Origin of the sequence: Brevibacterium sp. K72, assembly GCF_050562175.1 — a bacterium.
In the GTDB taxonomy this organism is placed as follows: Bacteria; Actinomycetota; Actinomycetes; order Actinomycetales; family Brevibacteriaceae; genus Brevibacterium; species Brevibacterium casei.
Genome location: NZ_CP191582.1, coordinates 42970 through 59841 on the forward strand (window position 1 = coordinate 42970; position 16872 = coordinate 59841).

Consider the following 16872-nt stretch of genomic DNA (forward strand, 5'->3'; position numbering starts at 1 on the left):
CGGTCTCAGCCTGCCGCGGGCAGGACGACGTCGACGCGCAGTCCCCCGACGCGCCTCGGCGTGAGCGTGAGTGTGCCGCCATGGGTGCCCACGATCGTCGTGACGATCGCGAGACCGAGTCCGACTCCGGCATGCCCGTCGTCGCGGACGCGGTCGCTGCCGCGTTGGAACGGTTCGGTGAGCGTGGCCGCCTGCGCGTCCGAGACCACGGGTCCCGTGTTCTCGACGATCAGCGTCGAGTGCCCATCGCTCGTTCCCGTCCGCACCTCGATGACGCCGTGTTCGGCCGTGTTGTGGACGATCGCGTTGTGGACGAGGTTGCTCGCCATCTGGGTGAGCAGCACGGGGTCACCGCTCACCGGTGCGCTCTCGGTGTCGACGGCGATGCTCACGCCCCGCTCATCGGCGAAGGGCACGAGGGTCTCGACGGCGTCCTCGGCGAGGAGGGAGAGGTCGCTCGGTTCGGTGCGGGCGGGCTGGCTGCCGGCACGGCTGAGCAGGAGCAGCGCCTCGGTGAGTGCGATCGAGCGGGCGTTGACGGCCCGGAGCCGGTCGAGGTCGCCGCGCACGTCCCGGTCGGGGTCCTGTGCGGCGACGTCGAGGATCGCCTGCGAGATCGCCAGCGGGGTCCGCAGTTCGTGGGAGGCGTTCGCGGCGAAGCGCTGCTGCTCACCGACGTGGGCCTCGACGCGGTCGAGCATCGCATCGAAGACGTCGGCGAGTTCGCGGATCTCGTCGCTGCGCCCGCCCATCCGGATCCGATGCGCGAGCTCACCGCCGGCCACGCGCCGGGCGGCGCGGGTGATCTTCGCGAGCGGGGTGAGCATGCGTCCGGCGAGGATCCAGCCGCCGAGGAGGCCGACGACGAGGAGGAAGCCAAGGGTGGCCGCGGCGGCGGGGAAGAACGCCCGCTGCAGGTCGGAGCGGTTGGGCACGAAGCCGTCGGGGGCGCTGATGGGGATGTTCGGGACGTAGCGCAGGAGGAAGATCCACACGACGGCGAGGAGGAGGATGCCGGCGACGATGAGGAACCCCGCGTAGCTGAGGGTGAGCTTCCATCGCACGCTCATTCCCGGCCGCCTAGGCGGGGGCTGCTCACTCACCGGTCGGCTCCTGCCCGACCCGGTAGCCGACCCCGGGGACGGTGACGATGAGGCCGGGCTGTCCGAGGCGTTTGCGCAGGGCGGAGACCGTGATGCGCACGGCGTTGGTGAACGGGTCGGCGTTCTCGTCCCACGCCTTCTCGAGGAGCTCTTCGGCGCTGACGACCCCGCCGCCGGCGCTCATGAGGACTTCGAGGACGGCGAACTGCTTGCGGGTGAGCGCGATGTAGCGGCCGTCGCGGTAGACCTCGCGCCGGAACGGGTCGAGGGTGAGGCCGGCGATCTCGAGGGTCGGGGCGCGGTGGCGGTCCCGGCGACGGTCGAGGGAACGGAGCCGGAGGACGAGTTCGCGCAGTTCGAACGGCTTCGTCAGGTAGTCGTCGGCCCCGAGTGCGAACCCGGTGGCGAGGTCGTCGATCCGGTCCGCGGCGGTGAGCATGAGGATGGGTATGCCGGTTCCCGAGGCGACGATGTGCTCGGCGATCTCATCACCCGAGGGTCCGGGGATGTCCCGGTCGAGGACGGCCAGGTCGTAGGCGTTGACCGCGAGGAGTTCGAGGGCCGTGTCCCCGTCATGGGCGATGTCGGCGGCGATCGCCTCGAGGCGCAGTCCGCTGCGCACGGCCTCGGCCATATCGGGTTCGTCCTCGACGATCAGCACACGCATCTGCCCAGCGTATCGGCCCACACCTATCGTCCGTGTATCGATTTCCGCATACGCTCCGGCAACACGGGTCCGCGTTGACTGGGGGCATGAACGCACAGATCATCACCCTCACCCTTGTCTCGGCCCTCGCCCTCGGCCTCACCGGCTGCGCCTCGACCGCACCCGTCGAGGAGGCTGCCGTGACCGTCCATGCCGGTGGTTCGGAGACCGACGGCGGGGCCCTTCCCGCGGCTGCGAGGATCGACGACGTCGACCTGCCGGGTATCGCGAACCTCGATGCGGACCTGCGCGCTGCGGTCCGGGAGGCCGCCGCCGAGGCCCTTGAGGACGGTGTCGTCTTCACCGTCAACAGCGGGTGGCGCTCAGCCTCCTACCAGCAGGGTCTCCTCGACGACGCGGTGAGCACGTACGGCTCGCGGACCGAAGCCGCCCGGTGGGTGGCCACCCCCGAGTCCTCACCGCACGTCACCGGCGACGCGGTCGACATCGGTCCCGTCGACGCCTCGAGCTGGCTCTCCCAGCATGGTTCGGCCTACGGACTGTGCCAGATCTACGGCAACGAGATCTGGCACTACGAACTCCGCCCGGACGCCGCGACCTCCGGCTGCCCGCAGCAGTACGCCGACCCGACCGAGGACCCGCGCATGCGACGGTGAGTTCACCGACAGTTCGGCGCCTCATCGCTGCCCTTGTACTCGACGGGCAGCCTCCGCCCTGAAAATTTCTGCACGCAATCGTGAATCGCGACACCAACCATGCTAGATTTACATGCATGTACATAGATTCTTCTGAGGCTGAAGTCGCGCCTGCCGCGCACGACCTCAGTGCAGCATGGGCCCAGATTGCGGCGGTAGTGGCTGCGGTGGACGCCACACTCGGCAAGTGGCTCACCGACAATTACGGCATCGGGCTGACCGAATACCGCGCGGCCCTGCACCTGAGTCGGTCTACCGATCATGAGCTGCGCATCAACGATCTCGCTCACAGCGTCGGTCTCAACCAGAGTTCAGCGACCCGCCTCGTCGGCCGCATGGAAGACAAGGGATTGGCATTCCGAGACACATGCCCGGAGGATGGCCGCGGAGTCTACGCGGTCATCACCGACAAGGGCCTGAGTTCGGCCGAGGAGATTCGGGAGCCGTACGAGGAGAAGATCCGCGAACTCCTCAAAAGCACCGCTGAACAGTACCCGCACCTCAACCTGTCCGGCCTCGACTACTCATTCAAGACGATCAGCGAGCTCGCCGTCTGATTGCCCATGACCCGAAACGAGCGCATTCCTCTACCTCATTACATGTATGTGCATGCACCTACTTAGACACACTGCCGAAAGGATTCACCCCATGACTACGAAGATCGATGTCTTCATTGACTACGTCTGCCCGTTCTGCTTCTTGGTCGAAGGAGCAATCGAGGAACTCAAGCGCGACCGCGACGTCGACGTAACCATCCGGCCCTTCGAACTGCGACCTGATCCGGTACCTACTCTGCGGCCGGAAGACGACTACCTTCCCCGTATCTGGAAAGACGCCGTCTACCCCATGGCCGAGCGCCTCCACGTCCCGATCACCCTCCCGACCGTCTCACCGCAGCCACGCACTGAAAAGGCATTCATGGTGCTGCAGCTCGCACAGGAACACGGCAGGGCTGAGGAGTACTCGGAGGCGATGTTCACTGCCTTCTTCCACGACGATCGAGACATCGGCGACGACACCGTCATCCTCGAGGTCGCCGAATCGGTAGGACTTGAGCGCAGTGAAGTGGAAGCCGCTGTGCGCAGTGAGGAACGACGGGCCCGTCAGCAGGCAGATCAGGATCACGCAGCCAACACTGTCGGCATCACCTCCGTGCCGGCGATCCTGGTCGACGGCCAGCTGGTGCGCGGAGTCCCAAGCGCTGCCCGGTTAAAGAAGATCGTCGACGCTGTCGCCGAGAGTTCGCCTGCAGGCGAGATGCGCTCATGAGCACTGTCGGATCGACGGTGCTCGCCGAAGCGATGGAACGCGCCGTCGACAGCAGCATCGAGCACGTCCGAGCAGGAGGCTTGCCGTTCGTCGGTCTGCTCACCGATGACACCGGCATCATCTCCGGGTTCGGGGTGAACAGAGTACAGGAAACAGGGGACCCAAGCGCGCACGCTGAGATCGTCGCTATGCGCGAAGTGCTCTCTGCCGGCGAACGCAAGGACCTCGCTGGCACAGCCCTGCTGGCTACCGGCGAACCCTGCGGGCTGTGCTATCGCTTCGCCATCGACCACGGTGTGGAGACCATCTGTGTCGCCGTCGATCGCGATGCCGCCGCCAGATGGGGATTCGACTATCGCTCCAGCTATTCAGCTCTGGGCATCACCGACGACATCCGCGCGTCCCTCCTCCACCACCTCCCGACCGAACACGCCAACAAACCCTTCTCCCTCTACGTCCAGACCCAGACCAATCACGGACGCTGACCAGCGTTCAAACACACCCCCGGAAGGAAAGACATCATGAGTTGGATCTATCTCGGCATCGCCGTCATCTTCGAAGTCGCCGTCGGCATCTCAGCCGGAAAGGCGCAGGGCTTCACCAAACTCTGGTGGACGGTTGCCACCCTCATCAGCGGCGGCATCGCCACCTTCTTCCTCAGCCTGGCACTTCTCACCTTCGACGTCGGAGTCGGCTACGCGCTGTGGACATCCCTGGCCGGCGTCGGAATCGTCATCCTCGGAGCACTCTTCCTCTCACAGCAACTGACCTGGAAGAAGCTACTCGGAATCGCCGTCGTCATCGCCGGGGTCGTCGGACTCAATCTCGCCGGCACTGCCTGAACCCCGCACTTCACTCGATTGAGAAAGGACCATCACCATGACCACTGCAACCACCCCCACCGCCACCCTCGATACCACTGAGAAGAAGGCGGGCCCCTGGCTCGCTCTCCTCCTCGCCGGAGCCTTCGAAGTCGGATACGCCCTCAGCGTCAACGGCAGCAGGGGATTCACCGACCTCACCTGGTCACTCGTCGCAATAGTCTTCTTCCTCCTGACCCTGTTCTTCCTCAGCGTCGCCCTGAAGCGGATCGATGTCGGAATCGGCTACGCGGTCTGGGCGGGCATCGGCGCCGTCGGTGCCGCCCTGCTGGGGCCGGTGTTCTTCGACGAGACCCTCACCCTCGTCAAGGCCTTCTGGTTGGCCGTCATCATCGGCGGTGTCGTCTGGCTCAAGCTCGCTGACAGTCCGCAACTGGAAGCGAACAACGCCGCGACGACAGCACAAACACACGGATGAGGCCTCATCCGAACTCCTCCGCCGCCGTGGCACAGATTGCCACGGCGGCGGGCGGGGGATTCACCGCCTTCTACGCCGCAGCACCCATGACGTTCGACGGTAGCCATCACGACCGTCGGTCTTCTCGGTTACCTTCTCGCAGTGAGTCTCTATGCGGTGGTCCTCTCGTCTCTCGGCGACGCAGGAAACACATGGTCAGCGGTACTCTCCGCGCTGATGATCCAACTGTGTCTGGCTATGGGCCGACTCATCGGAGGCCGCATATCGGATCGATGCCAGTCCGTCGTCGTCCTCGCAGCTGCGGTCGGCATTCTTTTTCCGTCCGTCGTGGGGTTCATCAACGCCGGATCCTACGTCCATTTCCTCCTCGCTGCAGCCATCACCGGATTCGTGTCCGGAGTGGGGCAGACGGCGGCCCTGTCAGCAATGATGCGGCATTCAGATTCGTCACGCGCAGCTGAAAGGTCGAGCGCCGGATGGAACGTCGTGTTCGACCGCGGACTGGGCTTCGGTGCGCTCGCCGTCGGGTGGATGGCGAGTCACGTCTGACGGCAGTCGAGCCGGTCTCATTGTTGGTCACCTTCACCGACAGTTCGGGGCCTCGTCGCTGCCCTCGTACTCGACGGGCAGCTGTCCTGTGGCGCTGAGGTCGCCCTTGAGCCATTTCGCGACGGCCCCGAGCGCATACGGGTTCGAATCATAGGCCGTGACGGCGGACTTCGCAGGGGTGCCGCGCATCGTCCAGGGAGCGGCGGTGCCGACGGCCACCTCGGCGGAGGTGCCCGGGCTCAGGCTCACCGTCGTCCCCCCGCTGCCCACGCTCAGGCCCGCAGTCTCCGCGGCCCTGCGCAAGGCCGCCTTCTCCTTCTCGCTGCCGCCGACGATGGAGATCGCATCCGTGCCTGCGAACTCGCACTCGCCCTTGAGCACGGTGAGCGACTTCTCGGCGACCTCGGTGAGGACGGCCTCGGGATCGGCGGGGCTGGCGGCGGGGTCGTCCTGCTGCTGCGCTGCCGCGGTCGCGAGCTGCATCGCGACGACCCGTCGCGACTTCTCGACGAGGTCGTCGCGCTTGAGCGTCCCATCGCCGAGCGCCGCGGCGACCGCGTCCTGCGCGGCTGCCGCGTCAGGGGGCATGAGCGCGAGGTCGGCGCCGGCGGCGAGCGCGTTCACTGCCGCATCGCCGTTCGCGCTCTGTGTCACGGCCTCCATGTTGAGCGCGTCGGTGACGACGACGCCGTCGAAGCCGAGGTTCTCCCGCAGCGCCGTGTACGCCTTCGGGTTGAGGCTCGCGGGTGTCGTCTTCGCATCGGGCAGGCCGATGTGGCCCATCATCACCATGGGCACCCCCGCATCGACGGCCGACTGGAAGGGGAGGAGGTCGGAGTCCTCGAGTTCGTCGATCGACTTCTCCGACACCGGCAGACCCTCATGCGAGTCGACGGTGAGACGGCCGTGCCCGGGGAAGTGCTTCGCCGAGCTCGCCACCCCACCGGCGTCGTAGCCCTCGACGGCACGGGCGACCACCTCGGCGACGTCCTCGGCATCACCGCCGGCGGAGCGGACGTTGATGGCGACGTCCTTCGGTCCCACCGTGACATCGGAGTCCGGGGCGAAGTCGATCGTGAACCCGAGGTCTGAGAGGTTCTCCGCCTGCACCGTCGTCGCCGTCGTCGTCAGCTTCTCATCGTCCGCGGCGCCGAAGGCCATGAGCGGCGGGAACGGCAGGGCCGCGGTGCTCAGCCGGGAGACGGGCCCACCCTCCTGGTCGACGGCGATCGACACCGGCTGACCCTTCGTCCTCGCCCCGGCGATGGCCGTCGTCAGCTGCGTGACCTCCTCGGCGGTCGGAGTCTCGGAGAGGTTGTCCGCCATGACGATGACCCCGCCGAGGCTGTCCTTCTCCACCATGTCCACTGCGGTCTGCGGCCCCGTACCCGACCAGGTCCCGATGATGAGGGAGCCTGCGAGCTCGTCATCGGAGAAGGAGTCGACGATATCGGCGGCCTCGTCGGCGAAGTCGGCAGGAGTGGGGCTCGGGACGGCCTCGCTCGACGCAGGCGCGGACGTCCCCGAGCCCGCCGAAGGCTGCGTCCCTTCGTCCCCGGCCCCTCCCCCGCCGGCCGAGCAGCCGGTGAGGGTGAGGGCGAGTGCCGTGGTCAGAGCCGTCAGGCGCATGCGAGTTGGCATGCTCCCATGCTAGTCGGGGCGAAACACGTCCGTCTGCGAAGACCCCGCACGGACCAGTCGCCCTGCCCCACTAGAATCGGTCCATGGTCGATTTTGCTCACTCCGCCCGTTCCACCATCGGTGTCGAATGGGAACTCGCTCTGCTCGACGGTGAGAGCCTGGATCTCACGCCCGCAGCGGAGTCCCTCCTCGCCGACGTTGCCGAACGCGCTCCCGAGTTCGAGAAGCGGATCGTCGGCGAGATGCTCACGAACACGATCGAACTCGTCTCCGGTGTCCACACCACAGTCGCCGACGTCGCCGATGACCTCGCGACCTCGATGGGAGCGCTGCGCACGCTCACCGAGGCCCGCGGGATCGAGCTCATGTCGGCAGGCACCCACCCCTTCGCACAGTGGCAGATGCAGGAGGTCAGAGCGAAGGACCGTTACCTCGAACTCGTCGATCGCACCCAGTGGTGGGGCCGGAACATGCTCATCTTCGGCGTCCACGTCCACGTCGGCATCGACTCCCGGGACAAAGTGCTCCCGATCCTCAATGCGCTGCTCGCCTACGTTCCGCACCTCCAGGCGCTCAGCGCCTCCTCCCCGTTCTGGGGTGGGACGGACACCGGCTACGCCTCGAACCGCGCGATGATGTTCCAGCAGCTGCCGACCGCGGGCCTGCCCTTCCAGTTCGACTCGTGGGAGGCGTACGAGAAGTACGTCGCCGACATGCTCAAGACCGGCATCATCGACCACCTCAACGAGATCCGCTGGGACATCCGGCCGGCGCCGAACTGGGGCACCGTCGAGGTCCGCGTCTGCGACGGGCTGCCGACGATGGAGGAGATCACCGCGGTCACGGCGTTCATCCAGTGCCTCGTCGACGACTTCTCCGCCCGCCTCGACGCCGGGGAGACCCTGCCGACGATGCCCGACTGGTTCCATGACGAGAACAAATGGCGCGCCGCCCGCTACGGGATGGAGGCGATCATCATCGAGAACGCCGCCGCCGACGAGCGTCTCGTCACCGAATGCATCGCCGACGAGATCGAACGTCTCGCCCCCGTGGCCGAGCGTCTCGGCTGCTCCCGGGAGCTCGCCGGGGTCACCGACCTCATGGCCCGTGGTGTGCCCTATCAGCGTCTCGAGGACGTCTTCCACACAACGGGCTCGCTCACCGAGGTCACCCGGTCCCTCATCCGGGACCTGCGCACCTCGTACGTGTAGCGCTCAGTCCCGCAGGTGCGGGACCAGCAGCTCCTCGAGTTCGGGCAGGCTCGCGGCGACTCCGGGATGGAGGTCGAGATCGCGCAGCTCACCCAGCGGCACCCAGCGCAGCTCGATGCTCTCGGGGTCGCTGATGACCGGCTCGAGGGGACGCCGGGTGCGTGCGATGACCGTCGTGTACGTCCAGGTGTCGAGGTCGAGGACGTGGCAGTCGAGGATCTCGACGTCGTCCCCGTCCGGGTCGGGCACCCCGGCCTCTTCGAAGGACTCTCGGATCGCGGCGTCGATCGCCGCCTCGCCCATATCCCGCGCGCCGCCGGGGAAGCCCCACGTCCCGCCGGCGACCGACCACAGGGCCCGGTGCTGCATGAGCACCCCGCGCTCGGGGTCGACGAGCATGAGCCCGGCAGCTCCGTTGAGCCCCCAATGCCTCTCCCCGTCCGATCCGAGCGTCCAGCCGTCCCCGGAGCGCCGAGGCGGCAGGGAGTCCGGCAGGTGCCGCGAGCGAGCAGGTTCCTCCTCAGACGAGGACATCATCGACGTCCAGGGACGAGACGGCGGCGAGTCCGAGGTCGCTCGGTCCGGCACCGCGGGTGACGAGTTCGGCGCCGAGGGCTGCGACCATCGCACCGTTGTCCGTGCACAGGCTCAGCGGCGGCACCCGCAGGGTCACCCCCGCCTCGGCGCAGCGGGTCGCGAGCACCTCGCGCAGATGGGCGTTCGCGGCCACCCCTCCCCCGAGGACGACATGGTCGATGCCGGTGTCGGCCGCGGCGAGCAGGGTCTTGGTGACGAGGACGTCGACGACGGCGTCCTCGAACCCGGCGGCGATGTCGGCGACCCGCAGGTCGGTGCCGAGCGTCTCCGCCTTCGTCACTTCGCGCAGGGCGGCGGTCTTGAGCCCGGAGAAGGAGAAGCTGTACCGACGCTCGGGGTCGCGCAGGTCGCTCTTCTTCGCCAGCCCCCGGGGGAACCGCACGGCGCTCCGGTCCCCGGGCACCCCGGTGCCGTCGAGGAGGCCGAGCGCGGCCTTCGAGACGTTCGGTCCGCCCGGGTAGCTCAGGCCCAGCAGACGCGCGGTCTTGTCGAAGGCCTCACCGGCGGCATCGTCGATCGTCGCGCCGAGGAGCTCGATGTCGTCGACGATGTCGCCGATGCGCAGGATCTCGGTGTGCCCGCCGGAGACGAGGAGGGCGATCGTCGGAGTGGTCAGTCCGTCGATGTCATCGGCGACGAGGTCGACGGCGACGTGCGCGGCGAGATGGTTGACCCCGTAGAGCGGAAGTCCGAGGGCCGCCGCGAGTCCCTTCGCCGCGCCGACGCCGACCATGAGCGCCCCGGAGAGTCCGGGGCCGGCGGTGACGGCGACCGCGTCGAGCTCGGAGAGCTCGACCCCGGCCTCGTCGCACGCGGCGACGATCGCCGGGCCGATCGCCTGGACGTGGGCACGCGAGGCGACCTCGGGCACGACTCCTCCGAAGCGCACGTGCTCGTCCATCGACGAGGACACGGTGTTCGTCAGAAGCGTCCGGCCCCGGACGATCCCCACCCCCGTCTCATCGCACGAGGATTCGATGCCGAGGACGAGCGGGCCGCTCACCGCGGTCCCCCGTCGTCGCCGAGGTCGTCGTCGCCGAGCGCATCCTCGGCCTCATCGTCGACCTCGAGGTCGAGATCGGCGTAGACCGCCTCGAGGTCGTCCTCACTCGCCTCGGGGACGTCGAGGCCGAGGGTGCGGGCGAACATCCGCAGGTGCGTGTCCCACATCGGACCGAACTGCGCGGCCGTGCGCCTTGCCCTCTCCTCGTCGGCGGCCGACTGGGTGAAGACGAGCACGGTCCCCGCCGGCACGACCCCCATCGCGGAGACGGCGGCCGCCTCCGGGCCCGCCTCGACGGGCAGGTCGGGGACGACCTCGACGGGCAGGAGCTGGATCCCGAGCACCCCGAAGTCGGGGAACTCGACGAGGACGTGCTCGTCTGCCTCACAGCTGAGGATCTCCCCGACGAGGGCGGAGTCCGCGGACTCGGTCCCCTCGAGCTCGAGGGTGACGGTGTCACCGTCGACGGTGAAAGGCGCGAACCACTCACCGGCGCGGGTCCCGTCCGTCAGGACCGCCCAGGTCGCATCCGGGGCCACGGACAGCGGCATCTCGATGACGAGGTCGGTGCCGTTCTCCCAGGTCACCAGGCGGGGCGCGGGAGTGCTCATGCTTCGGTCCATGCGGTGTTCAGCTCTTCCACCTCGGCATCGGTGAGGACGAGCTCGGTGCCGGCGAGGAGCTCGGTGAGCTGGTCGGGCACCCGCGCCGAGGCGATCGTGGCGGGGATGAAGTCATGGCTGAGCTGCCATGCGATGGCCGTCGCCGTCATCGAGGCGTCGTGGCTGCTCGCGATGTCGTGGAGGACCTCGAGGGCCCGCAGCGCCGCCTGGTCGTCGAGGAGGTCGGTGACCCGGTCCCCGCGGACGCTGCCGGTGGCGTCTCCGCCCGTGTGCTTGCCGGTGAGGAAGCCCGAGGCGAGCGAGTGGTAGGGCAGTTCGGCGATGCCGCGCGAGCGCAGGTACTCCTGCTTCTCCGGGTCGACGGCCGCCCGGGAGACGAGATTGAATCTGTCCTGGACGACCCGGTAGTGGGCCAGCGAGTACTTCTCGCTGATCTTCATCGCCGACTTCAGCCGCGCCAGGCTGAAGTTCGAGGCACCGACGTAGCTCACCTTGCCCGAACGCACGAGGGCGTCGAAGGTCTCGGCCACGGCGACCTGGTCGACCTTCTCGTCGTCGGTGTGCGCGTAGTAGAGGTCGACATGGTCGGTGCCGAGGCGTCGCAGAGAGGCGTCGAGCGCTTCGCGGATGTTCACCGGGTCGAGGCCCTTGTGCTTCGGGTGCATCCCGACCTTCGTCGCGATGACCATCTCGTCGCGGTTGCCGCGGGCGGCCATCCATTCGCCGATGATCGTCTCGGACTCTCCCCCGGTGTTGCCGTCGACCCACACCGAGTAGGCGTCGGCGGTGTCGATGAAGTTCCCGCCCGCCTCGGCGTAGGCATCGAGGACGGCGAAGCTCTCGTCGCGGTCGGCACCCCACCCGAACGGGTTCCCTCCGAGTTGGAGGGGGTGGACCATGAGATTCGTGTCAGCCAGTTGCACTCGTGTCATGTCTCCAGCCTACTCGCGGCGATAGAATCGGTGCACCGGGCCACAGTGAGGAGCCGCCATGTCCGAGACGCAGTTCTCCGCGCAGCTGCGGGAGGCCACCGCCGTCATCCACGACGATGTCGAGCACACCGACTTCATGGTCAATCTCATGGAGGGCAGGCTCGACGCCGAGGCGTATGCGACCCTGCTCACGCAGTACGAGGTCATCTACGCAGCCCTCGAGGACCGGGCCCGCATGTTCGCCGACGATCCCGTCTTCGCGCCCTTCCACGATCCGCGGCTGGAGAGGCACGAACGCATCGTCTCCGATCTCACGGCGCTGGGGTCGGGCGACATCGCCGTCACCGAGGCGGCCCTCGACTATGCGAGCCGGCTCGCGGCGATCGAGACCCCGGAGGCGATGATCGCCCACCATTACACGCGCTACCTGGGCGATCTCTCCGGCGGGCAGGCGATCGGCACGCTCATGGGCAGGCACTACGGGATCGGCGATGACGCCCTGACGATGTGGGACTTCTCGGACCTCGGGAAGACGAAGCCGTACAAGGACGCCTACCGGGCCCGACTCGACGAGGTCGCCGCCACCGGCGGAGACGAACAGGCGGTGACCGCCGAGACGCTCGATGCCTTCGCGCTCAACGGGACGCTGCTCGCCGAACTCACGGCCGCCCGCGAGCAGTCCGTCGCCTGAGGTGCCTCACCCGGGCTGAGCCTGGTCAGCGCACGCTGCGGCGCATGAGGACGGCATCGGCGCCGGGATAGTAGTCCGGCCGTCTCCCCCACTCCTCGAAGCCGAGGGACCGGTAGAGGCCGAGCGCCGGCGCATTGCCGTCGGCGACCTCGAGGTGGATGAGGCCCGCTCCTGCCTCGTCCGCCCAGTCGATGCCCGCGAGCAGCAGTGTGCGCCCCACTCCCCGGCCGCGGGCAGCCTCGGTGGTCGCGATCGTCATGACATCGGCCTCCGAGCCGACGGCGGACATGACGACCCATCCGGCGAGGTCACCCGTACCCTCGTCCCGGGCGACGAACATCGCCGTGCCCGGCTGGGCGGCGACGGCCCAGTAGTACGGGAGGGTCCACGCGGTGGCCCCGAAGATGCGCGCATCGGCCGCGGCGACCTCGCTCAGCTCCCACCACGGCAGTTCGCGCACGCTCACGGTCATCGCAGTGCCCCTACTTGAGCAGGGTCTGTCGGACGGGGGTCGCGGCGGCGTCGGGTTCGCGCAGGTACTCGGGGACCGGGTCGCCGAGTTCGCCGCCCGAACCGAGCACCCGGGCCGCGGCGAACGCGAGGTGCTCGGCCTTCGGGTCGACGATGTCGCTGTCCGCGGACTCGCCGATCGCCTCAGGGTAGAGGGCGAACCCGCGCCCGAACCGCTGCCCCACGGCCTCGGGGTCGATGTCGTGGGCGGCGAGTTCGGTCGCGAGCTCCGCGGGCTTCGCGACGAGCGGGCCTGAGAGCATCGTCTCCGCCGCCGCGTCCCACACACTCGCGTAGACCTCCTTGCGGCGGGCGTCGCCGGCGATGAGGACGAGCCCGGCGTCAGCACCGGGACGAGCGTCCCCGCGGGCGGCACGGGAGCGGCGGACCTCCTCGGCGATGGCCGTCTGGGAGAGGATCCCGCGCACGGGGATGTCGCGGGCCAGGCCGACGGCGATGCCCGCCGCGATGCCCACCCGCAGTCCCGTGAACGGTCCCGGGCCGGTGCCGGTGACGACGAGCTCGGGGACCTCCGGCCGCTCGAGGACGCGGGCGAGTGCGGGACCGATGAACTCGACGTGGTGGCGCTGGTCAGCCGCCTGTTCGGCGGCGAGGACCGCTCCGGTGGTCGTGTCGACGAGGGCGACCGAGGCCGCCTGCGAGGTGTCGATTCCGAGAATGATCATCCGTCGACCTCCGCATCGGGTCCGAGGCCCGTCCTCACCGCCGCCGTGAGCGCGCCGAGGCGGCCCTCCCAGTCCTGTCCGTGTCCGGTGATCTCGACGACGCGCTCCTCGTCGACGAGATACTCGTCGTCGGCGGGGTCCTCGTCGTCGAGGTCGGAGACGTCGTCTCCTCCGCCGTGGGTGATCGTCACCGACAGGTAGTCCAGGCTCAGCTGTTCGGCGAGTCCCTCGCCCCATTCGACGACGGTGATCGAGTCCTCGAGGTCGGAGTCGAGGTCGAGGTCGGAAAGCTCCTCGGCCGCGCCGAGACGGTAGGCGTCGACGTGGACGAGAGTCGGACCGCCGTGGCGTGAGGGGTGTTCGCGGGCGATGACGAAGGTCGGTGAGGTGATGCGGCCGCGCACCCCGAGCCCCCGGCCCAGTGCCTGCGTGAACGTCGTCTTCCCCGCACCGAGGTTGCCGGTGAGGATGAGGAGGTCACCGGCGCTCAGGTGGGCGGCGACCACCTCGGCGAGGGTGCGCATCTCATCGAGGCTGCGGATCCGGATCCTCATCGGGCCTCCGTGCTCGTCGGGTCGGCGGGCGCCCTGTCGCCGGGGTCGGCAGGGTCGGCGTCGATGAGGACCCGGTCGACGCGGGCGCTCAAGCGGGTGACGATCTCGTAGTTGATCGTCTCCGCCCAGTCCCCCCATTCGGCGGCGGACGGGCCGCCGGGACCGAAGAGGACGACCTCGTCGCCGATGGCGACCTCCGCGTCGCCGACGTCGACGATGAACTGGTCCATCGCGATGCGTCCGACGATGGGGAACCGCTTTCCGCGGATGCTCACCTCGGCGCGGTTCGACGCCGACCGGGGCACCCCGTCACCGTATCCGCCGGGTACGAGCGCGAACCGGGTGTCCGCCTCGGCGGTGTACGTCAGCCCGTAGGAGGCGCCGTGCCCGACAGGGATGTGCTTGAGGTTGACGACCTCGGAGACGAGCCGCATGACGGGGGTGAGACCGAGGTCGCCCGGTTCGGCGTCGGCGAGCGGGGAGAGGCCGTAGAGGGCGAGCCCGACCCTGGCCGAGGTGCCCGGCACGGGCCTGAGCGTGAGTGCGGCCGGGGAGTTCGCGATGTGGACGTCGAGGTCGGAGGCCTCACCGAGGCGGCCGCCGGCTGACTCGAGGAGCTCGGTGAGCTCCCGACGGGCTGAGTCGAAGACCTCCTGCTGCTGCGCGGTCTCGGGGCGCTCGGGTTCGTCGGCGACGGCGAAGTGGCTCATGATCCCGGAGACGACGAACGGGGGTGCGTCCTCCTCGGCGCATGCCCGAAGCGTGGTGAGGACGGCGGGAATGTCCTCGGGTGCGAGCCCGTTGCGCCCGAGCCCGCTGTCGATCTTGAGGTGGACGCGCGCCCGGATGCCCGTGGCTCGCACGGCCGCGGCGACCCGATCGAGGGCACCCGGAGTCGAGACGCCGAGGGCGATGTCCGCACGCAGGGCCGCCTCGAGGTCGCTGCCGGGACCGTAGAGCCAGGCCATGATCTCGGCGTCGGCGCCGAGGAGGTCGCGCAGGGCGAGGGCCTCGGGCACGGTGGCGACGCAGAACTCGCGGAGACCTGCGGCGTGGAGGGTCGGGGCGACGAGGTCGACGCCGTGCCCGTAGGCGTCGGCCTTGACGACGCACTTGAGTCGGGCGGGGCTGACCGCCTCGGCGAGGGCGGCGGCGTTGGCCCGCAGCGCGGACGCGTCGATCTCAGCCCTGACGAGGGATATGTCGCGTGAGGTCACTGGACAAGGATACCGTCCGCGGCCCGGCCCGAGTGGACGAGGGCGGACGTCACCTGTCCGACGGCGGTGACGAGCTGTTCGGCGTTGATCGACAGGTACCCGGCGGCGTTGTGGAGGAGCACGCCGAGCCCCGCGGTGTGCGCGACCACGCGATCGGGCATCGGGCCGTCCTCGCCTCCGGTCCGCCGTTTCGCCTGCGCGGCGGCGAGCAGGGTGCCGATGATCCCGGTGAGCACGTCGCCGGAACCGGCGGTCGCGAGGCTCGCCGGGCCCGGAGCGGGCAGGACCGCGAAGCCGTCGGGGCACGCGATGACCGTCTGAGACCCCTTGAGGAGGACGATGTGCCCGGTGTCCGCGGCTGCGCGCCTGGCCCAGAGCAGCGGGTCGGCGGCGACCCGGCCTGCGGTGATGATCTCGCCGAGGAGGCGGCTGAGGAGGCGGGAGAGCTCACCGGCGTGCGGGGTGAGGACGACGGGTCGCCCGTGGAGCCGCCCCGCCGCTCCCGGCACCGGGGCCGCCTCGGCATGGCCGACCATCTCGATCGCCCCGGCGTCGAGGACGACGGGGACCGCGGTGCCGGCGATCGTTGCGAGCCCGGTCTCGATCGCCCCGGTCTCGGGGTCGCCGGAGCCGACGACGAGGGCATCGAGGCGGCCGGGACCGAGGACCACCTCGGCGTGGCGGTCGAGCACCCGCTCTCCGACATCGTGGGCGCCGAGGAAGCGGACCATGCCCGGGGCTGTGCCCACGGCGGCGCCGGTGGTGAGGACGCCGGCACCCGGGTACTCGCGCGAGCCGGCGACGACCCCGATCACCCCGCGGGAGTACTTGTGGGACTCCGGGCCGGGGCGCGGGAACTCGGTGGCGAGGTCCTCTGGGGCGAGGAGTTCGGCGACGGCGGCCTCGGCGGAGAGCCCGAGACCGATGTCGACGACATGGACCGGCCCGGTGAACCTGGCTGAGCGGGGGTCGATGAGCTCGGCCTTGAGCCCGCCGAAGGTGAGCGTCGCATCAGCGTGGATCCGGGACTCGGGGCCCGCCGAGGCGGGATCGAGGTCCGAGGGCATGTCGACGGCGACGACGGTGCCCCCGAATTCGGACTCCCGCCAGTCGCGGATGAGTCGGGCGACGTGCGGGGGCAGCCCGCGTCGACCGCCGGTGCCGAGGATGCCGTCGAGGACGAGCCCGGCGCGGGTGAGTTCGGTGAGCGCGGCGGTCCGTTGGGCCGTGTCCTGCCCGCTGTCGAGGTCGATGACGTCGGCGCCGGCGCGCACCGCCGCGGCGAGCCCGTTGCCGTGGGTGGTGCCGAAGAGGACGATGACGCCGACACGGGCACCCAGGCGGGCCAGCGCCGCAGCGGCGTAAAGGGCGTCACCGGCGTTGTTGCCGGGGCCGGCGAGCACGCAGACCCGGGATCCGGTGACGAGTCCGCGCCGAGCGCGGAGGACCTCGGCGCTGAAGCGGGCCAGCGCCGCGGCGGCACGGGCCATGAGGGGTGCGCCCGCCTCGAGCAGGGGCACCTCGGCGTCGCGCACGGTCCGGCTGGGGTATGCGTAGGTCGGCATCGGATGCTCCTTCCTGCCTGGTCAGTGCTGCCTGGTCAGTGCTGCGTGGTCAGTGCTGAT

21 protein-coding genes are annotated in these 16872 nt (G+C 69.3%); 9 read left to right on the top strand and 12 right to left on the bottom strand.

Annotation, left to right across the window (positions count from 1 at the left end; all coding sequences use genetic code 11):
- Nucleotides 1–5: 5 nt before the first annotated feature.
- Complete coding sequence (locus tag ACQ1RG_RS00235) at nt 6–1070, bottom strand: sensor histidine kinase (RefSeq protein WP_063249323.1); 1065 nt, start codon at nt 1068–1070, stop codon at nt 6–8.
- A 25-nt stretch (nt 1071–1095) separates the two neighbouring features.
- On the bottom strand, nt 1096–1770 hold the full coding sequence (locus tag ACQ1RG_RS00240) for a response regulator transcription factor (protein WP_101624652.1): 675 nt from the start codon (nt 1768–1770) through the stop codon (nt 1096–1098).
- 86 nt (nt 1771–1856) lie between these two features.
- Between ACQ1RG_RS00240 and ACQ1RG_RS00245 the strand changes: the two genes are divergently transcribed.
- The 7 genes from ACQ1RG_RS00245 to ACQ1RG_RS00275 all read left to right on the top strand — a co-directional run bounded on the left by ACQ1RG_RS00245 (nt 1857) and on the right by ACQ1RG_RS00275 (nt 5582).
- Nucleotides 1857–2426, top strand: coding sequence for a M15 family metallopeptidase (locus ACQ1RG_RS00245; RefSeq protein WP_415711576.1), 570 nt, complete (start codon nt 1857–1859; stop codon nt 2424–2426).
- Nucleotides 2427–2542: 116 nt separating this feature from the next.
- A complete protein-coding gene (locus ACQ1RG_RS00250; protein ID WP_415711575.1) occupies nt 2543–3022 on the top strand; it encodes a MarR family winged helix-turn-helix transcriptional regulator in 480 nt (159 codons plus the stop codon).
- A 91-nt stretch (nt 3023–3113) separates the two neighbouring features.
- Nucleotides 3114–3734 carry a DsbA family oxidoreductase gene (locus ACQ1RG_RS00255; RefSeq protein WP_430600403.1) on the top strand — a complete coding sequence of 207 codons (621 nt, stop codon included), beginning with the start codon at nt 3114–3116 and terminating at the stop codon, nt 3732–3734.
- Entirely contained in the window at nt 3731–4219 is a 489-nt protein-coding gene (locus tag ACQ1RG_RS00260) for a nucleoside deaminase (protein ID WP_430600404.1), read from the top strand. Before ACQ1RG_RS00255 ends, ACQ1RG_RS00260 begins: the two co-directional genes overlap by 4 nt.
- A 36-nt stretch (nt 4220–4255) precedes the next feature.
- Nucleotides 4256–4576, top strand: a complete 321-nt coding sequence (locus ACQ1RG_RS00265) for a DMT family transporter (protein ID WP_415711572.1) — start codon at nt 4256–4258, stop codon at nt 4574–4576.
- 37 nt (nt 4577–4613) lie between these two features.
- Complete coding sequence (locus tag ACQ1RG_RS00270) at nt 4614–5033, top strand: DMT family transporter (RefSeq protein ID WP_415711571.1); 420 nt, start codon at nt 4614–4616, stop codon at nt 5031–5033.
- Between the two features lie 141 nt (nt 5034–5174).
- A complete protein-coding gene (locus ACQ1RG_RS00275) occupies nt 5175–5582 on the top strand; it encodes a hypothetical protein (RefSeq protein ID WP_430600405.1) in 408 nt (135 codons plus the stop codon).
- 33 nt (nt 5583–5615) lie between these two features.
- Here ACQ1RG_RS00275 and ACQ1RG_RS00280 read toward each other — a convergent pair whose 3' ends face one another.
- Nucleotides 5616–7223 carry a glycoside hydrolase family 3 N-terminal domain-containing protein gene (locus ACQ1RG_RS00280; RefSeq protein WP_255248998.1) on the bottom strand — a complete coding sequence of 536 codons (1608 nt, stop codon included), beginning with the start codon at nt 7221–7223 and terminating at the stop codon, nt 5616–5618.
- A gap of 83 nt (nt 7224–7306) precedes the next feature.
- Here ACQ1RG_RS00280 and ACQ1RG_RS00285 point away from each other — a divergent pair, with 83 nt between their 5' ends.
- On the top strand, nt 7307–8434 hold the full coding sequence (locus ACQ1RG_RS00285; protein WP_101624650.1) for a glutamate--cysteine ligase: 1128 nt from the start codon (nt 7307–7309) through the stop codon (nt 8432–8434).
- 3 nt (nt 8435–8437) lie between these two features.
- Here the strand turns inward: ACQ1RG_RS00285 and ACQ1RG_RS00290 are convergent, their stop codons facing one another.
- From ACQ1RG_RS00290 to ACQ1RG_RS00305, 4 genes are read right to left on the bottom strand one after another with little or no spacing between them, the layout of a single operon-like run.
- Nucleotides 8438–8968: an NUDIX domain-containing protein gene (locus ACQ1RG_RS00290; protein ID WP_095376445.1), complete on the bottom strand. Its 531-nt coding sequence runs from the start codon at nt 8966–8968 to the stop codon at nt 8438–8440.
- On the bottom strand, nt 8955–10034 hold the full coding sequence (tsaD, locus tag ACQ1RG_RS00295) for a tRNA (adenosine(37)-N6)-threonylcarbamoyltransferase complex transferase subunit TsaD (RefSeq protein WP_095376444.1): 1080 nt from the start codon (nt 10032–10034) through the stop codon (nt 8955–8957). The genes ACQ1RG_RS00290 and tsaD overlap by 14 nt, the downstream gene beginning before the upstream one ends.
- Nucleotides 10031–10645, bottom strand: a complete 615-nt coding sequence (locus tag ACQ1RG_RS00300) for a hypothetical protein (protein ID WP_009376087.1) — start codon at nt 10643–10645, stop codon at nt 10031–10033. Before ACQ1RG_RS00300 ends, tsaD begins: the two co-directional genes overlap by 4 nt.
- Nucleotides 10642–11589 carry an aldo/keto reductase gene (locus ACQ1RG_RS00305; RefSeq protein ID WP_040341216.1) on the bottom strand — a complete coding sequence of 316 codons (948 nt, stop codon included), beginning with the start codon at nt 11587–11589 and terminating at the stop codon, nt 10642–10644. The genes ACQ1RG_RS00300 and ACQ1RG_RS00305 overlap by 4 nt, the downstream gene beginning before the upstream one ends.
- 58 nt (nt 11590–11647) lie before the next feature.
- On the opposite strand from ACQ1RG_RS00305, the gene ACQ1RG_RS00310 reads away from it, so the two are divergent.
- Entirely contained in the window at nt 11648–12280 is a 633-nt protein-coding gene (locus tag ACQ1RG_RS00310; RefSeq protein WP_009376090.1) for a heme oxygenase (biliverdin-producing), read from the top strand.
- A 25-nt stretch (nt 12281–12305) separates the two neighbouring features.
- Here the strand turns inward: ACQ1RG_RS00310 and ACQ1RG_RS00315 are convergent, their stop codons facing one another.
- Genes ACQ1RG_RS00315 through ACQ1RG_RS00335 form a run of 5 tightly spaced genes read right to left on the bottom strand, consistent with a single transcriptional unit; the run spans nt 12306 to nt 16812 of the window.
- Nucleotides 12306–12752 (bottom strand): GNAT family N-acetyltransferase, encoded by a 447-nt coding sequence (locus tag ACQ1RG_RS00315; protein ID WP_009376092.1) that lies wholly within the window; start codon nt 12750–12752, stop codon nt 12306–12308.
- Between the two features lie 10 nt (nt 12753–12762).
- Entirely contained in the window at nt 12763–13476 is a 714-nt protein-coding gene (gene tsaB, locus ACQ1RG_RS00320; RefSeq protein ID WP_131248055.1) for a tRNA (adenosine(37)-N6)-threonylcarbamoyltransferase complex dimerization subunit type 1 TsaB, read from the bottom strand.
- The gene (gene tsaE, locus ACQ1RG_RS00325; protein ID WP_430600407.1) at nt 13473–14030 is read right to left on the bottom strand and encodes a tRNA (adenosine(37)-N6)-threonylcarbamoyltransferase complex ATPase subunit type 1 TsaE; all 558 of its coding nucleotides are present in this window, start codon (nt 14028–14030) and stop codon (nt 13473–13475) included. The genes tsaB and tsaE overlap by 4 nt, the downstream gene beginning before the upstream one ends.
- Nucleotides 14027–15247 (bottom strand): alanine racemase, encoded by a 1221-nt coding sequence (gene alr / locus ACQ1RG_RS00330; RefSeq protein WP_430600408.1) that lies wholly within the window; start codon nt 15245–15247, stop codon nt 14027–14029. The genes tsaE and alr overlap by 4 nt, the downstream gene beginning before the upstream one ends.
- A complete protein-coding gene (locus tag ACQ1RG_RS00335; RefSeq protein WP_009376104.1) occupies nt 15244–16812 on the bottom strand; it encodes a bifunctional ADP-dependent NAD(P)H-hydrate dehydratase/NAD(P)H-hydrate epimerase in 1569 nt (522 codons plus the stop codon). The genes alr and ACQ1RG_RS00335 overlap by 4 nt, the downstream gene beginning before the upstream one ends.
- Nucleotides 16813–16872 lie beyond the last annotated feature (60 nt).

Bases quoted from the DNA above. Each gene is read 5' to 3' on its own strand.
- ACQ1RG_RS00270 (WP_415711571.1), top strand. From the start codon at position 4,614: ATGACCACTGCAACCACCCCCACCGCCACCCTCGATACCACTGAGAAG.
- ACQ1RG_RS00315 (WP_009376092.1), bottom strand. From the start codon at position 12,752: ATGACCGTGAGCGTGCGCGAACTGCCGTGGTGGGAGCTGAGCGAGGTC.
- ACQ1RG_RS00300 (WP_009376087.1), bottom strand. From the start codon at position 10,645: ATGAGCACTCCCGCGCCCCGCCTGGTGACCTGGGAGAACGGCACCGAC.
- tsaE (WP_430600407.1), bottom strand. From the start codon at position 14,030: ATGAGGATCCGGATCCGCAGCCTCGATGAGATGCGCACCCTCGCCGAG.
- ACQ1RG_RS00335 (WP_009376104.1), bottom strand. From the start codon at position 16,812: ATGCCGACCTACGCATACCCCAGCCGGACCGTGCGCGACGCCGAGGTG.
- tsaB (WP_131248055.1), bottom strand. From the start codon at position 13,476: ATGATCATTCTCGGAATCGACACCTCGCAGGCGGCCTCGGTCGCCCTC.
- ACQ1RG_RS00290 (WP_095376445.1), bottom strand. From the start codon at position 8,968: ATGTCCTCGTCTGAGGAGGAACCTGCTCGCTCGCGGCACCTGCCGGAC.
- ACQ1RG_RS00235 (WP_063249323.1), bottom strand. From the start codon at position 1,070: ATGAGCGTGCGATGGAAGCTCACCCTCAGCTACGCGGGGTTCCTCATC.
- ACQ1RG_RS00280 (WP_255248998.1), bottom strand. From the start codon at position 7,223: ATGCCAACTCGCATGCGCCTGACGGCTCTGACCACGGCACTCGCCCTC.
- ACQ1RG_RS00245 (WP_415711576.1), top strand. From the start codon at position 1,857: ATGAACGCACAGATCATCACCCTCACCCTTGTCTCGGCCCTCGCCCTC.
- ACQ1RG_RS00265 (WP_415711572.1), top strand. From the start codon at position 4,256: ATGAGTTGGATCTATCTCGGCATCGCCGTCATCTTCGAAGTCGCCGTC.
- ACQ1RG_RS00240 (WP_101624652.1), bottom strand. From the start codon at position 1,770: ATGCGTGTGCTGATCGTCGAGGACGAACCCGATATGGCCGAGGCCGTG.
- ACQ1RG_RS00310 (WP_009376090.1), top strand. From the start codon at position 11,648: ATGTCCGAGACGCAGTTCTCCGCGCAGCTGCGGGAGGCCACCGCCGTC.
- ACQ1RG_RS00260 (WP_430600404.1), top strand. From the start codon at position 3,731: ATGAGCACTGTCGGATCGACGGTGCTCGCCGAAGCGATGGAACGCGCC.
- ACQ1RG_RS00285 (WP_101624650.1), top strand. From the start codon at position 7,307: ATGGTCGATTTTGCTCACTCCGCCCGTTCCACCATCGGTGTCGAATGG.
- ACQ1RG_RS00255 (WP_430600403.1), top strand. From the start codon at position 3,114: ATGACTACGAAGATCGATGTCTTCATTGACTACGTCTGCCCGTTCTGC.
- ACQ1RG_RS00250 (WP_415711575.1), top strand. From the start codon at position 2,543: ATGTACATAGATTCTTCTGAGGCTGAAGTCGCGCCTGCCGCGCACGAC.
- ACQ1RG_RS00305 (WP_040341216.1), bottom strand. From the start codon at position 11,589: ATGACACGAGTGCAACTGGCTGACACGAATCTCATGGTCCACCCCCTC.